This window comes from Pantoea sp. Ap-870, assembly GCF_011752515.1.
Taxonomy (GTDB): domain Bacteria; phylum Pseudomonadota; class Gammaproteobacteria; order Enterobacterales; family Enterobacteriaceae; genus Pantoea; species Pantoea dispersa.
In genome coordinates this window covers 219,598-236,776 of the sequence record NZ_VWXG01000003.1, presented here as the reverse complement: position 1 = coordinate 236,776, position 17,179 = coordinate 219,598, and the positions used below count along the sequence as shown (strand labels likewise).

Annotated in this window: 3 protein-coding genes; all 3 read left to right on the top strand. The window is 61.2% G+C overall.

What is annotated here, in order from left to right:
- Nucleotides 1-606: 606 nt before the first annotated feature.
- The 3 genes from speA to F3J41_RS10185 all read left to right on the top strand — a co-directional run bounded on the left by speA (nucleotide 607) and on the right by F3J41_RS10185 (nucleotide 17,172).
- Nucleotides 607-2,586 carry a biosynthetic arginine decarboxylase gene (gene speA / locus F3J41_RS10195; RefSeq protein ID WP_071813582.1) on the top strand — a complete coding sequence of 660 codons (1,980 nt, stop codon included), beginning with the start codon at nucleotides 607-609 and terminating at the stop codon, nucleotides 2,584-2,586.
- Nucleotides 2,587-3,292: 706 nt separating this feature from the next.
- On the top strand, nucleotides 3,293-3,988 hold the full coding sequence (locus F3J41_RS10190; protein WP_058776232.1) for an EAL domain-containing protein: 696 nt from the start codon (nucleotides 3,293-3,295) through the stop codon (nucleotides 3,986-3,988).
- Between the two features lie 200 nt (nucleotides 3,989-4,188).
- A complete protein-coding gene (locus F3J41_RS10185; protein WP_166710983.1) occupies nucleotides 4,189-17,172 on the top strand; it encodes an Ig-like domain-containing protein in 12,984 nt (4,327 codons plus the stop codon).
- Nucleotides 17,173-17,179 lie beyond the last annotated feature (7 nt).

Here is a 17,179-nt window from a genome sequence, read left to right as displayed (position 1 = left end):
TTTTTCCAGTGCTTTTTCGCCATCCGCATTTATCGCTACAGATCAACTGGAATATTTTCCTGACACCCGCCGCAGCGCGCCGACAAAGATTTTGCATTTTGCCGCGTCAGACTGTATAAAACGCCGCAGTTGTCCCATGGATGACGCCCCCGTGCGTCGCGCTGTCAGAGGCTGTTGATCTGATTTTCATCCACTCCGTTTCCGCATGCTGTTAGCAGGCGCTGGAGGTGATAAAAACAATGAACCACATTTTCGCTCTCTTCGGTTCACGGCGCCGTTCTGGCGCGCTGGCACGCCTTTCCATTTCCAGTTCTGCTCTTTTCTCTCGTCGAAGTTTTCTGCGCTGCGGTAATTATCCCGACACGAGCGCCGGCTAAGCTATTCCCCCAGTTTCTCTGCTGTGTTTCACTCGCCTGTGGTGAGGTGATGCGGGACGATTTTGCCCCGTTGTGCACCGCTTCCGGCACGGTGTTTTACACTTAACCTCAGTAAGGCGCACGGTAACCTGCTGAGGCAAGATAAGCAGAATGAGGAAATTTCCATCCGGCGCAGTAGCAGCAAAATCCGGCAACTTTTTCATATTTCAACGGAAAATTGAGGTTCGTGATGTCTGACGACATGAAGAATATCAAGGGTTCGTCAGCTGGCGAACAGGGTGTACTCCGCTCGATGCAGGAGGTGGCGATGAACGATCAGGACGCAAGCAGAATGCTGCGCACCTACAACATTGCCTGGTGGGGAAACAACTATTACGACGTCAACGAACTCGGCCACATCAGCGTCTGCCCGGATCCGGATCAGCCGGAAGTGCGCGTTGACCTGGCGAAGCTGGTTAAAGAGCGCGAGGCCGACGGCCAGCGCCTGCCTGCGCTGTTCTGCTTCCCGCAAATTCTGCAGCACCGTCTGCGTTCGATTAATGCCGCCTTTAAACGCGCGCGTGAATCCTACGGCTATAAGGGCGACTACTTCCTGGTTTACCCGATCAAAGTTAACCAGCATAAGCGCGTGATTGAATCGCTGGTCAACTCCGGCGAGCCGCTGGGGCTGGAGGCGGGTTCCAAAGCTGAGCTGATGGCGGTGCTGGCGCACGCCGGGAAAACCCGCTCGGTGATTGTGTGTAACGGCTACAAAGACCGCGAATATATCCGTCTGGCGCTGATTGGTGAAAAGCTCGGCCATAAAGTCTATCTGGTGATTGAGAAGATGACCGAAGTGCGCCTGGTGCTGGAAGAAGCCGAGCGGCTGAATGTGGTGCCGCGTCTCGGCATTCGCGCCCGTCTGGCATCGCAGGGCTCCGGTAAGTGGCAGTCGAGTGGCGGCGAGAAATCCAAATTTGGTCTGGCGGCATCGCAGGTGCTGCAGCTGGTCGATATCATGCGCAAAGCGGGTCGTCTCGACAGCCTGCAGCTGCTGCATTTCCACCTCGGCTCGCAGATGTCCAATATTCGCGATATCGCCACCGGCGTGCGTGAATCGGCGCGCTTCTATGTTGAGCTGGCGAAGCTGGGCGTCAACATCAAGTGCTTTGACGTCGGCGGCGGGCTTGGGGTTGACTACGAAGGCACGCGTTCGCAGTCAGACTGCTCGGTCAACTACGGCCTGAACGAATACGCCAATAACGTGATCTGGGCCATCGGCGACGCCTGTGAAGAGCACGGTCTGGAACATCCGACCGTGATTACGGAATCGGGGCGTGCGGTGACCGCGCACCATACCGTGCTGGTCTCCAACATCATCGGCGTTGAGCGCAATGAATTCAGTACGCCGGTCGCACCGGATGCCGACTCACCGCGCCCGATTCAGAGCCTGTGGGATACCTGGCAGGAGATGCACGAGCCAAGCGTACGCCGTTCGCTGCGCGAATGGCTGCATGACAGCCAGATGGACCTATTCGACATCCACACCGGTTATTCGTCAGGCACCTACGATCTCGGTCAGCGTGCCTGGGCAGAGCAGCTGTATCTCAGCATCTGCCACTATATTCAGCAGCACCTTGATCCGAGCAACCGCGCCCATCGGCCGATCATTGATGAGCTGCAGGAGCGCATGGCGGACAAGATTTACGTCAACTTCTCGCTGTTCCAGTCGATGCCGGATGCGTGGGGCATCGATCAGCTGTTCCCGGTACTGCCGCTGGAAGGGCTGAACAAAACCCCGCAGCGTCGTGCGGTACTGCTGGATATCACCTGTGATTCCGATGGCACCATCGATCACTACGTTGACGGCGACGGTATTGCCACCACCATGCCAATGCCGGAATACGATGTGGATAATCCACCGATGCTGGGCTTCTTTATGGTCGGGGCGTATCAGGAAATCCTCGGCAATATGCACAACCTGTTTGGCGATACCGAAGCGGTTGACGTCTTCGCCTTCCCGGATGGCAGCGTAGAAGTGCAGCTGTCTGATGAAGGGGATACCGTGGCGGATATGCTGCAATACGTGCAGCTCAATCCTAACGATTTGATGACGTTATTCCGCGATCAGGTAAAACAGCAGCAGGATATTGACGAAGAGCTGCGGGCGCAGTTCCTTGAAGAGTTTGAGAGTGGGCTTTACGGCTACACCTATCTCGAAGACGAGTAAGTGTATTTCCCGCAACGGGCTCCGGCTGGAGCCCGTTATTATCACCTTCCCTGACAATCCTTCCCGCCATTTATTTAATTCGTGATCGCTATCACTCTGAAATTATCCCGGCCGAAACAGCAAATTCAAACCGTTTATTAACAAAAGCTATCTGCTTAATTCAGCAGCGAAAGCGCATCGGCAGCGAAAAAAACGTTTTTTAAATCTGTGGCTTAGTGTTGTACCTGTCCGCAAATGACCAATCTTTCTTTTATGAGTTTCTGGCTATCTATAATAAAAATTTAAGCATAAGGCGGTGGGTTAGCGATGTGCAGGCCGTCGGTTTTTTGACGCTTTCTGGAATCCCGCTTTAAGCAGTGCATTATCTCATCTTAAGGACAAAGCCAGAATTTATACCAATGCTGTATAATTTATTGCTTATTAATCAGTTGAGTATGGATTTTATTTTTTGTCAGGGCCGATAAGCAAAATCTGAAATCTAAGAATTATCTGATCTTTATATGAAACATGCAGTGAAAAGGAAGCTTTATTGATTGGTTTAAACGATTAAAGTTCACGCTGTTGTTCACTGAAATCTATTTTTCAAAATGTAAGTTGTAAGTTAACCTTCAGTTAAGGTGTTAAGTTTTATCGATGTTTCCCTTACGAATCACATGAGAAAAGCTGACGGTTTAACGCGCTTTCAGCCAGTGTAAGGATCGTAAAAATGCGCTGCAAATCCGACTACATTCTGATGCTGGAGCCGGTTCACGCTATTTCCGGTGAAGTGGTGGCATGGGAATTGTTGACGCGTTTCGCAGATGATGCAGATACCAATAATAAGCGTAACCCTGACAGGGATGCAGGGTTCTTCAGTCGGCTTTCTGCTGACGAAAAATGGCAGTTATTCCTCCACCAGGTCGAAAAACTTATTCAGCTTTACCATGCGGGGTTTGAGCAGGTCATCAGCGTTAATGTAGACAGAGATATTGTTTCAGGCATTTTCAAAGATGCTGAAATACAAAGAAAACTGGCCGCGCTGACGCGATTACGGCTGGAAATCTCTGCCTTCTTCACCGCACGTTTTAATAGTGCCGACCTGCTGATCCTGAAAGGCGTAGCCAAAATCACGCCGGCCCCGTTATGGCTCGATGACTTTGGTCCGGGTTATTCCAACCTGACCATGCTCGATAGCGGAATATTCGACATCGTCAAGATTGATAAAAAATTTTTTTGGCAATTTGGCGAAGATCGCACTTTCGACATTCTGCTCGACCACCTCAATCAATTATGTCGCGGCGTGATTATTGAGGGCGTTGAACATCAACGTCAGGTTGATTTGCTGTCGCAAAAATCAATTTACGGCATGCAAGGCTACCACTGGAAGAGCGTCTATCTCACTGATTTGTTGGCGCAAGTCTGAAAAGAGTTCGGCAGAGCTGTTTTTCGCACGGGCGGCAAATAACGACTCAGCGCGTTTTCACTGTGCCTCTGGCAGATGAAACCGGCCTGGAGAGGATGTGAGTAATTCATTGAATTATTCGCGAAGAATACCGGTGTCTGGCGATACCGGGCGTTTTTATGGATGCCATTAAGCTTATAACTGCGCGGGATATCGATAAAATGAACAATATCTCTGTAACGCCTAAAGGCGGAACGATTGTTACTGAAGTGAGCGGTAATCAGGTTAATTTGACTGCTCCCAGTGTGGTTAAGCTCAACCTTAATCAGGCTGATATTAAGTCTTTCACACGCAATGGTAGTGATTTAGTGGTCACCACTAAATCCGGTGAAGTCGTTGTTATTCATAAATTCTACGATGCTAACGGCGACAGCGATCTGGTGCTGCAGGACGACAAAGGCGCGCTGTGGTGGGTGGAAGATCCCGGCACAGAAGGCTTCCAGTTTGTCTCTATCGACAGCACGGAAGGGCTGTTAGCGGAAAACGTCACGGGTGACGGAACACTGACCGCCTTTGGTATCGCCGGCGCCGCGCTGGCCGGTATCGGTGCGCTGATCGCCGGTAACAACGGCGGTGGCGGCGGCGGCGGTGGGGATAACGGCGGCGGCGACAATGGCGGCGGCGGTGATACCACGGCACCGGCGGCAGTCAGCGATCTGCTGATCACGGATAACGCGGGCAGCGTGCAGGGCGCTATCACGGGCGGCACCAGCACCGATGACAACACGCCTACGTTAAGCGGCACGGCCGAAGCGGGGACCATTGTCAGTATTTACGACGGCACCACGCTGCTGGGTACGGTCACCGTCGGTGCCGATGGCCGCTGGAGCTTCACGACACCCGCTCTGGGTGAAGGGCAGCACAGCCTGACGGTTACCGTCACCGATGCTGCCGGCAACACCAGTCCGGCCACCAGCCCGGTTGATTTCACTGTCGATACGCAGCCACCGGCAGTGGCCACGGACGTGTCCCTGACCAACAACAGCGGCGGCAGCACCACGCCGGTACCAAACGGATCGAGCAGCGATGACAACACGCCGACCCTGAGCGGCCGCGGTGAAGCGGGCGCTGTGGTCAGCGTTTACGATGGTCAGACGCTGCTCGGCACGGCGCTGGTGGGCGCGAACGGCAACTGGAGTTTTACCACGCCAGCGCTGAGCAATGGCAGCCACAGCCTGACCGTGACGCTGACGGACGCTGCCGGCAACGTCAGCGCTGCGTCCTCGCCGTTTGTGGTGACGATTCAGGCGGGCCTGCCGTCAACCAGCAGTTCGCTGCAAATTACCGACGATAGCGATGCCACGCTGCGCACGCTGAGCGATGGCGCCAGTACCAAAGACAGCACGCCGGTGCTGAGCGGCCTGGCGAGCGCTAACGCCGTCATCACGCTGTACAACGGCACCACGCTGCTGGGCAGTACTATTGCCGACGGCAGCGGTCAGTGGCGCTTCACTCCCGCCACGCTGGCAGATGGTACTTATGCGTTCCGCGCGGTTGCCACCGACGCCGCCGGTAACGTCACCACCTCCGTCACCCTGACGGTCACCATTGATACCGTGGCGCCCGGCGCGGCAGGCGATCTGCTGCTGACCGGCGACAGCAATGGCAGCGTGACGCCGATTGCCGCCGGCGGCAGCAGCAATGACAACACGCTGGTGCTGAGCGGCACGGCAGAGGCCGGCAGCACCGTTACGGTACGCGATGGCAACGTCGTGCTCGGCACGGCGATCGTCGGCAGTAACGGCAGCTGGAGCTTCACCACGCCAGCGCTCAGCGAGGGCAACCACAGCCTGACTACCACGGTAACCGACAGCGCCGGCAATACCGGTCCGGCGTCAGCGGCTATCGTGGTCACCGTCGATACCACCGCACCGGCGGCGATCGGCGATCTGCAGGTGAGCGACAACGTGGGTGCCAGCCAGGGCCCGCTGACGTCGGGCGCCACCACCGATGACAACACTCCTACCCTGAGCGGCAGCGGCGAAGCCGGTGCGCTGATCAGCATTTACGATGGCAGCACGCTCCTGGGCAATACCCTTGTCGGGGCCAACGGCAGCTGGAGCTTTACCACGCCAGCGCTCAGCAACGGCAGCCACAGCCTGACCGTTACGCAAACTGATGCGGCGGGCAACGTCAGCAGCGCGACCGCGGAATTTGTGGTCAATGTGGACGCTGCGCTGCCGCCCGCCAGCGCCAGCATTGAGCTGGTGGGCGACAGCGGCAATACCCTTGTCTCACTGCAAAACGGCGCCGTCACCAACGACGACAGCCCGATCCTCGCCGGGCTGACCCGGGCGGGCAGCCTCGTTCGCATCTTTGACGGCGGCGATCTGCTCGGCAGCACCACCGCCGATGGCAATGGGCAGTGGAGCTTTGCCCTGAGCAACCTGAGTGAGGGCGGCCACGCGTTCAGCGCCACCATTACCGACGTTGACGGCAATGTGATTGACACCGTCACCCTGAACATTACGGTTGATACCACGCCACCGGCGGCAGCCAGCGATCTGGCACTGCTGAACGATGCCGGCAGTACCGCACAGCCGGTAACGGGCGGCAGCGCGATCAACGATGCGACACCGCTGCTGAGCGGCACGGCGGAAGCCGGCAGTATTGTCACGATTCGCGACGGCAACACCGTTCTCGGCAGCGTCAGCGTGGGCAGTAACGGCAGCTGGAGCTTCACCACGCCAGCGCTGGGCGAGGGCAATCACAGCCTGAGCACCACGGTGACCGATGCCGCCGGCAACGTCAGTCCGGCATCAACGCCGATCGCCTTTAGCGTTGACACCACCGCGCCTGCCGCCGTCAGCGGCCTGCAGGTGACGGATAACGCGGGCAGCGCCACCGGCGCGCTGGCTTCCGGCCAGACCACCGACGATCGCACGCCAACCCTGAGCGGTTCGGCAGAAGCGGGCGCGGTGGTGCGTATCTATGACGGTACCACGCTGCTCGGTAGCGTTACCGCCGCCAGCAACGGTAGCTGGAGCTTTACGCCAGATGCGCTCACCAACGGGCAGCACAGCCTGACCACCACAGTGACTGACGCGGCCGGCAACGTCAGCCCGGCATCGCCGGTGTTCACGGTCAACATTGAGGCGGGCGTGCCGGCCACCAGCAGCCTGCTGATTGTCACCGATGATAACGGCAGCACACTGGTCGAACTGGCCAATAACGACAGCACCACCGACAGCACGCCGATTCTCAGCGGCCAGGCCGGGGCGGGCGATCTCGTCACCCTGTACAACGGCAGCACGGTTTTGGGCAGCGTTGTCGCGGGCAGCAACGGACAGTGGAGCTTCACGCCAGCAGCGCTGGCCGACGGCACCTACGCATTCCGCGCCAGCGCCGATAACGGCAGCGGCACGGTGACGGATTCGCCGGTGATCACCATCACCATCGACACCGTCGCGCCCGCGGCACCGACAGGCATCCAGCTGACCAACGATGACGGCGATCCGCTGGGCACAGGCAGCACTAACGTCTCTGCGCCAACCCTGAGCGGCAGCGGCGAAGCCGGCGGTGTGGTGATTATCTCCGATGGCGGTACGGTGATTGGCAGCACCACGGTGGGCAACGATGGCAACTGGAGCTTCACCACGCCGTCCCTCAGTGACGGCAGCCACAGCCTGACCAGCACCGTCACCGATGCGGCCGGTAACACCGGACCGGCGTCAACACCGGTAACCGTCACCGTCGATACGCAGGCACCGGCGGCGGCAGGCAATCTGCAGCTCAGCAATGGCGACGGCACACCGGTTGCCGCAGGCGGCAGCACCAATGACACCACGCCAACCCTGAGCGGTACCGCTGAACCCGGCAGTACAGTGACCGTCAGCGACGGCGATACGGTGCTGGGCACGGCGACGGCAGGCAGCGACGGCAGCTGGAGTTTCACCCCGACCGATCCGCTGAGCGAAGGGCAGCACAACCTGACGTCCACCGTTACCGACACGGCGGGCAATACCGGGCCGGGCAGTACGGCGGTGATTGTCATCGTCGATACCAGCGCCCCTGCCGTGGCCAGCGAGCTGCTGCTCAGCAACGACCAGAGCGGCACACCGGTGCCGGTCAGCAATGGCCTCACCAATGACACCACGCCGGTGTTGAGTGGCCGCGCGGAACCGGGCAGCACCGTAACCATTTCCGATGGCGATACGGTACTGGGCACCGCCACCGTCGGTAACGACGGCAGCTGGAGCTTCACCGCACCGGTGCTGGCAGCGGGCGACCATAGCCTGACGGCGACGGTGACCGATACCGCTGGCAATACCAGCGAACCCTCGGCCGCCCTCAGCTTTACCATCGATACCACCACGCCAGCCGCGCCGGGCAATGTACAGCTCAGTGATGATCAGAGCGGCACGCCGGTGCTGATCACCAGCGGTGCCACTAACGACACCACGCCGGTCCTGAGCGGCACCGGCACCGCCGGCAGCACCATCACCGTCTCGGATGGCAATACCGTGCTGGGCACCACCACGGTCAACGACGACGGCAGCTGGAGCTTCACGCCAGCCACTGCGCTGGGCGAGGGGCAGCACAGCCTGACGGCGACCGAAACCAGTCCGGCTGGCAATACCAGCGCACCTTCTGCTCCGCTGGAGGTGAACATCGATCTCACCGATCCGGCGCCCGCCGCAGACTTGCTGCTGGTTAACGATCAGGGCGCAACGCCGCTGCCGATCGCGGCGGATGGCGTCACTAATGACACCACGCCGTTGTTCAGCGGCAGCGCGGAGCCGGGCAGCCTCGTCGCGATTTACGACAATGGCAGCGTGATTGGCTCGGCGCAGGCCGATGCAAACGGCAACTGGAGCTTCACGCCGGATCCGGCACTGGAGGCGGGCACGCATAGCCTGACCACCATTGTCACCGACACGGCGGGCAACAGCGGGCCGGCGTCTGATGCGTTTGATTTCACTATCGATCTCACCGCACCGTCTGCCGCCGCTGATGTCGTGCTGAACAACGATAACGGCGAGACGCTGCAGCCGATTAACAGCGGCACCGCGACCAACGACACCACGCCGCAGCTGAGCGGCACCGCCGATGCCGGCAGCACCGTCACCATCCTCGATGGCAACACGGTGCTGGGCAGCGTGCTGGTGGGTGCCGGTGGCACATGGACCTATGCGGTACCGACGCTGAGCCAGGGCGAACATAGCCTGACCACGACGGTTACCAGCCCGGCGGGCAACGTTAGCGCACCGTCCGCGGCAATTGATTTTACCGTGGATACCACGGCACCGGCCGAGCCGACCGGCCTGCTGCTGGTGAACGATGAGGTTGATCCGGCCGTACCGGTGGCCTCTGGCGGGGCGACCAACGACACCACACCAGTGTTGAGCGGTAGCGCCGAGCCTGACAGCGTGGTGATCGTGCGCGACAACGGCGTGATCATCGGCTCGGCTACCGCCGGCAATGACGGCAGCTGGCGCTTCACGCCAGATACCGCCCTGGAAGCGGGCAGTCACAGCCTGACGGCCAGCGTCACCGATCCGGCAGGCAACGTCGGGCCGGAGTCAGCGCCGTACACCTTCACCGTTGATCTCACGCCACCGGCAGCGCCAGTGGACGTGGTGCTGAGCAATAACGATGGCAGCACGCTGGTGGCGATTGCCGCCAATGGCGCGACCAACGACACTACGCCGCAGCTCTCCGGCAGCGCCACGGCGGGCAGTATCATCACTGTCTACGATGGCGACAGCACGACGCCGATCGGTTCGGTGACCGTGGGCGCCGATGGCAGCTGGCAGTTTGTTACCGGTACGCTGGACGAGGGCGATCACAGCCTGACGGTAACGGTGACTGATGCGGCGGGTAACGTCAGCGATCCTTCCGCGCCAATTAGCTTTACCGTGGATACCACGGCGCCGGACGCGGTCGTCGATCTGCTGCTGGTGAACAACAATGTCGATCCGGCCACGCCAATCACCTCAGGCAGCAACACCAATGACAGCACGCCGCTGCTCAGCGGAACGGCAGAGCCGAATAGCACCGTCATCGTCTATGACGGACAGACGCCGATCGGCACGGCGACGGCAGGTAACGACGGCGCATGGACCTTCTCACCTGAACTGACCGATGGCTCGCACAGCCTCAGCGTGACGGTCACCGACGTCGCCGGCAATGTCAGTGCACCGAGCGCCAGCGTGGCGATCACCGTCGATACCGTAGCACCGTCGGCGGTCACCCAGTTGAGCGTCGCCAGCGACAATGGCAACGGCGATCCGGTCACCATCCCGAACGGCGGCTTAACCAGTGACAACACGCCGGTGCTGAGCGGCAGCGGCGATCCGGGCAGCCTGATTGTGATTACCTCGCAGAACGGTCAGGTGGGCAGTGTCACCGTGGGCAGCAGCGGCAGCTGGAGCTTCACGCCGGCCAGTGCGCTGAGTGACGGCAGCTACACCTTAACCGTTGTGGCGCGCGACGCGGCGGGCAACGTCAGCGCGCCGGTCACGGCACAGCTGGTGATTGACGCCACCGCCCCGGATCAGGTGACGGAAATCAGTCTCTCCAATGACAACGGCAGTGCGCTGGTGGATATTCCGTCGGGATCGACCACCAGCGATACCACGCCGTTGCTGGCGGGCGTTGCTGAGCCGGGCAGCACGGTGAACATTCTGGATAATGGCGCGCCGATTGGTACGGCGATTGCGGGCAGTGACGGCGCGTGGAGTTTCAACGTGCCAACCCTCACCAACGCGGCGCACAGCCTGACGGTGACGGTCACCGATGCGGCCGGTAACACCGGGCCGGCGTCGGCACCGATTACCTTTACCGTGGATAACCAGGCACCGGCCCAGGCCACGCTGGAAGTAAATAACGACAACGGTACCGATCTGGTACTGGTGCCCGATGGCACATTTACCAATGACAATACGCCACGCCTGAGCGGTACGGCGGAGGCTGGCAGCCTGGTGACCATTTACGATGGCAATGTGGTGCTGGGTTCGACCACCGCCAATGCGGACGGCGAATGGGTGTTCCTGTCGCCCGTGCTCACCGATGGTCAGCACACCCTGACGGCCACGGTGACGGACAGCCTCGGCAACGTCAGTGCGCCGTCTTCCAGCTTCACCGTTCAGGTTGATGCCACGCCGCCGCAGCCGGTCAGCGCCGTGCTGCTGCAGAATGACAACGATCCGGATAACCTTGTCACCATCGCCAACGGTGGCGCTACCAACGACAACACGCCGCTGCTGAGCGGCAGCGGTGAGCCGGGTGCTCTCGTCAACGTGTACAACGGCAACGTGCTGGTGGGGTCGGCGACGGTGGACACTGAGGGCAACTGGAGCCTGAATACGTCGCCGCTGGATAACGGCAACTACACGCTGACGGTCGTCGTCAGTGACAACGCGGGTAACGTCAGCGACCCGGTGAGCATTGGCGTAACGGTTAACACCGTCGGACCGGATCCGGTGCTGTCGTTTGAGGTCAACGCCAATAACGGTCCGACCGCTCTGCCGCTGGTGGATGGCAGCTTTACCAACGACACCACGCCGGTACTGAGCGGAACGGCGCAGGCGGGTGCCATCATCAACCTGCTGCAGGACGATACGGTGATTGGCTCGGTGGTCGCCGATGCCAATGGCGTATGGCGCTTTGAAACCAGCGCGCTGCAGGATGGCAGCTACGCTTTCTCGGTGCAGGTGGTGGATGCCGCTGGCAACGTCAGCGAGCCGGTTGGGCCGGTGAATGTCACCGTCGATACGCTGGTGCCAGACGCGGTTCCTGACCTGGTGGTCGCCGATAACGTGGGCGGCACGACGGGCCCGCTGGATGACGGCGCGTCGACCGATGACAACACGCCAACCCTGAGCGGCACGGCAGAAGCCGGCAGCACGGTGAACATCTACGATGGCACCACGCTGCTGGGCACTGCGCTGGTCGGCTCGGGCGGGGCCTGGAGCTTTACGACCGCGGCGCTCAACAACGGACCTCACAGCTTCACCGTCACCGTCACCGATGCGGCGGGCAACGTCAGCACGGCGACGCCGGCGTTCAGCCTTAACGTGCAGGCCGATCTGCCGCCAGCCACCTCGACGCTGCAAATCACTGACGACACGGGCACGACGCTGGTGACGCTGGCAGACGGCGCGGTAACCCGCGACACCACGCCAACGCTCAGCGGCTCTGCCGAGGCCGGTCAGCTGATTCGTATTTATGACGCTAATACGGATGTGGTAATCACCAGCGTTACGGCGGATGCTAACGGCCAGTGGAGCTATACGCCGACGCTGGCTGAAGGCAGCTACGCATACTACATCACCGCGCAAAACCCTGGCGGTGATGAGGGGACGCGATCGGCTACCCTCGGCTTCACCGTGGACATCACCGCGCCGGCGGTGGCCGCTGATGTGGTGATCAGCAACGATCGCAGCGGCACGGCGGTGCCGATTAGCGACGGCAGCGTCATCAATGACAACACGCCGGTACTCAGTGGCAGCGCCGATGTGGGCAGCCTGGTCACGGTGTACGATGGCAACACCGCTATCGCGTCAGTGGTGGTGGGCGCAGGGGGAAGCTGGACGCTGACCACGCCTGCATTGAGCGAAGGGACGCACGCGCTGAGCGTGGGCGTCAGCGATGCGGCGGGGAACAGCAGTGCTCTCACCGCGGCGCTTAACTTCACTGTGGACAGCATCGCACCGAACGCTTCGACGCTGGTCATCACCAACGATGATACCGCACAGCCGGTGCTTAACGGCGGCTACAGCAGCGATGCCACGCCAACCCTGAGCGGCGTAGCGGAAGCGGGCAGCACGGTCACTATCCTGAATAATGGTGATGTGCTGACCACGCTGACCGTGCCGTCCGGCGGCAACTGGAGCTACACGCCAGCGACAGCGCTGAGTGAAGGTTCGCACACTCTGAGCGTTTCGGTGACCGATGCGGCGGGCAACGTCAGCACCAGCACCAGCGCGACGGTGATCGTTGATACCCTGGCGCCGGACGATCTGACGCTGACGGCCAGCAATAACAACGGCAGCACGCCGGTGACCATTGCTGACGGCGATACCACTAATGACAACACGCCGCTGTTACGCGGTGTGGCAGAGGCGGGCAGCGTGGTGACGATTCGCCTCGATGGCGATGTGGTGGCCTCGCTGACGGTGGGCAGCAGCGCTAACTGGAGTTACACCTCTGCGGCACTGAGCGACGGCAGCCATACCTTCAGCGTCACGGAAACGGACGCGGCGGGTAATACCGGCGAGGCGCTCAGCGTGACGCTGATCGTTGATGCGACGCCACCGCCGGTGGCCACCAACCTGACCATCACTAACGACGTTACCGGCGTCAGCATACCGGCTGGCGGCGCGACTAACGACACCACGCCAACGCTGAGCGGCACCGCCGAGGCTAACACCACGGTCAGCGTTTATGACGGCAACACGCTGCTGGGCACGGAGCAGGTGAACGGCAGCGGCGCGTGGAGCTTTGTTTCACCGACGCTGGGTAACGGCGCGCATGCGCTGAGCGTGGCGGTCACCGATGCCGCAGGCAATGTTGGCCCGCGCACCACGCCGGTAACTATCACCGTCGATACCGTTGCGCCGGGCGCGGCCACGCTGGTGGTCACCAACGACGTCAGCGGCAGCGTCATCCCGAATGGCGGCGTGACCAGCGATACCACGCCGGTGCTGAGCGGCCGGGCGGAGGCGGGCAGCATCGTCACCGTACTGGATGGCACCACGCTGGTCGGTTCCGCGCTGGTGGGCAGTGACGGCAACTGGACACTGACGCCAGCCGCGGCGCTGAGCGAAACGCTCCATACGCTCAACGTCACGGTCACCGATGCGGCCGGTAACGTCAGTGCCACCACCAGCGCCACGCTGGTGATCGACACCACGCCGCCGGTGGCTATCACCGGGCTGGCAGCGGTGAACAACAACGGCAGCACGCCGGTGGCGATTGCGGCAGGGGGCGTCTCCAATGACAGCACGCCACGCCTGAGCGGCACGGCGGAAGCCAACAGCATTGTGACCATCCGCGATGGTGATACGGTGCTGGGTTCGGTAACCGCCGCCAGCAACGGCAGCTGGAGCTTCGTCACCGGTACCTTGTCTGACGGTTTACACACTTTCAGCGTGACGGCCACCGATGCGGCTGGCAATACCGGTCCCGCAGCGTCCCTTGCGCTGACCGTCGACACCGCGCCGCCGCTGGCGGCAACCGGACTGACGCTGACCAACGACGTCACCGGTGTGGCTATCGTTAATAACGGGGTCACCAACGACAGCACGCCGACGCTGCAGGGCACGGCGGAAGCGAACGCAATTGTCACGGTTTACGATGGCAACACGCTGCTCGGAACGGTGCAGGCTAACGCCAGCGGCAGCTGGAGCTTCGTCTCGCCGACGCTGAGCAATGCCGCCCATGCGCTGAGCGTGACGGTGACCGACAGCGCGGGCAACGTCAGTCCCCGTTCCGAGGTGATTAACCTCACCGTGGATACGGTGGCACCAGCGAACACCAGTCTCACCATTATTAATGATGCGACCGGTGCCACCATCGTCAACGGCGGCGCGACCAACGACACCACGCCAACGCTGCGCGGCAGCGTCAGCGCGGCGGAGGCCGGGGCACGCGTCACCATTCTGGACAACGGTCTGGCACTGGGTACGGCGATTGTGCAGGCGGACGGCAGCTGGAGCTTCACGCCACTGGCGGCGCTGAGCGCCGGTCCGCACCCGATCACGGTGACGGTAACGGATGCGGCAGGTAACGTCAGCGGCACCACCGCGGCCACGGTGATCATCGATACCACGGCACCGGCGGCCATCACCAATCTGCTGGCGCTCAACAACAACGGCAGCACGGCGGTGACCATTCCGAATAATGGCGTCACCAACGACAGCACGCCGCTGCTAAGCGGCAACGGCGAGGCGGGCGCGCGCATCACGGTGTACGACGGCACTTCATTGCTGGGCACCACCACGGTGGGCAGCAACGGCAGCTGGAGCTTCGTGGTGGGCAACGCGCTGAGCAACGGCAGCCACACGCTGAACGTGACGCAGACCGACCCGGCGGGCAACGTCAGCCCGCAGGTGTCGACCACGCTGATCGTCGACACCGTGGTGCCGGTTGCCAGTACGCTGACCATCATTGATGACATCAGCGGTACGCCGGTGACGCTGGCGAACGGTGCCTTTACGCGCGATACCACGCCAACGCTGCGCGGTACCACGGAAGCGGGTGCCGTGGTCACCATCTACGACGGTGCCAGCGCCATTGGTTCTGTGACCGCGGGGAGTGATGGCAGCTGGAGCTTCACCACCGCCACGCTGGCGAACGGCGCGCACACGCTAAGCACCACGGTGACCGATGCGGCGGGTAACGTCAGCACCGGCAACATCACGGCGACGGTGAATGTCGATACCCTGCCTCCGGCGGCGGTAAGCGGGCTGGCGATCAACAGCGCCGGTACCCTTGTCACCGGTAGCGGTGAAGTGGGGGCCACGGTGACGGTGCGCGATGCCAGCGGCAACGCGCTCGGCACCACCACGGTCGGCAGCGGCGGCAACTGGTCGGTGACGCTCACTACCGCGCAGATCACCGGTGCGCCGCTCTCGGTGATCCAGACGGATCGCGCCGGTAACGTCTCGCCGGGGGCCTCGCTGACCGGTGCGATTCGCATCGTGGCGACCAACGACAGCAACGAGGTGGATTACACCAGCACGCAGGCAACGGTGAACAACGGTACGGTCAACTCGTCGCATACCGCGCTGCTGACCGTGGGGCTGGGTACGGTACTCAATGCCAGCGTACTGAACAACGGTAATGCTTACCTGTTCAGCGTGGGTAACGATGACAGCCGTACCGTGACGCTCAACGGTTCGGTGACCAGTCTCGGCGTGGCCGCCAACTATTCGTTAAACCTGTACGAACAGCAGGCGAACGGCTCGTGGCAGTTGATCAGTATCAAGACCAACTACATTAACGCGCTGCTGACGATCGGTACGCTGAAAGGGGCAAACGTCACCTACACCGGACTGGGGACCGGCAACTATGCGGTGGTGGTGGCAGCCACCACCAACATTAGTGTGTTGCCAACCACCACGGTAAGCACGGTGTCGGATTTCACCACGCTGGCGGTCACCACCGCCGCGACGGTCACCGGCAACCTGCTGACCAACGACACCAGCTCCATCGCCGGGACGATTCCGTCCGGCACGGCGGTGGCGTCGGTGGGCAGCAGCGCGGTGGCGTCCAGCGGCAATACGGTGATCAACACCACCTACGGTACGCTGACCATTGATGCGAAGGGTAACTACACCTACACGCTGAAGGCCGGGCTGGATATCGATACCCTGCCATCCGCAGACACCTTCACCTACTCGGTGCGGGATGCCAGCGGTGCAGTGACATCGGCGACGCTGACGGTGACGCTGCATAACGGTGCGGCCACCGCGCTGTTCGCCACCACCAGTCTGGCGGCGGAAACCACCACCAGCAGCGAGCATGATGCCAGCGGCAGCATCTGGGGAGACAGCAACGTCAGCCACAGCGGCACGCTGAGCATCCTCAATGAGCACGGCGATCTCACCACCGTGAGCAGCGTGGGCAGCACGGCGGTGGCCGGGGACTTTGGTGTGCTGACCATCGCCGCCAACGGTAGCTATACCTATACCCTGAACGCGGATGTGAATATCCAGAACATCACGCATAAGGAGGTGTTTACCTACACCCTGGCGTCGTCCGACGGCACTATCACCAGCAACACCTTTACCATTGAGCTCCACCCGACCATCACGGGCAGCGCCGCGGCTGACAGCCTAACCAGCAGCGCCTACGACGACACCATTACCAGCGGTGCCGGCGCAGATACGCTGGTTTACCACCTGCTGAGCAGCGCAGATGCCACCGGCGGCAACGGTCACGACACCTGGACCGACTTCAGCGTCGCGCAGGGTGACAAGATCGACGTCAGCAGTCTGCTGATCGGCTGGAATGATTCCACCAGTAATATCAATGACTTTGTGAAAGTGGATCATACCGCGGACGGCAATACGGTGTTGTCGATTGACCGTGACGGCAGCGGCACGGGGTACAGCAGTACACAGCTGATTACCCTGGAAGGCGTAAACGTCTCACTGGAGGAGTTGCTGCAGCAACCGCATCAAAACCACACGGCTTAGTGGGTGT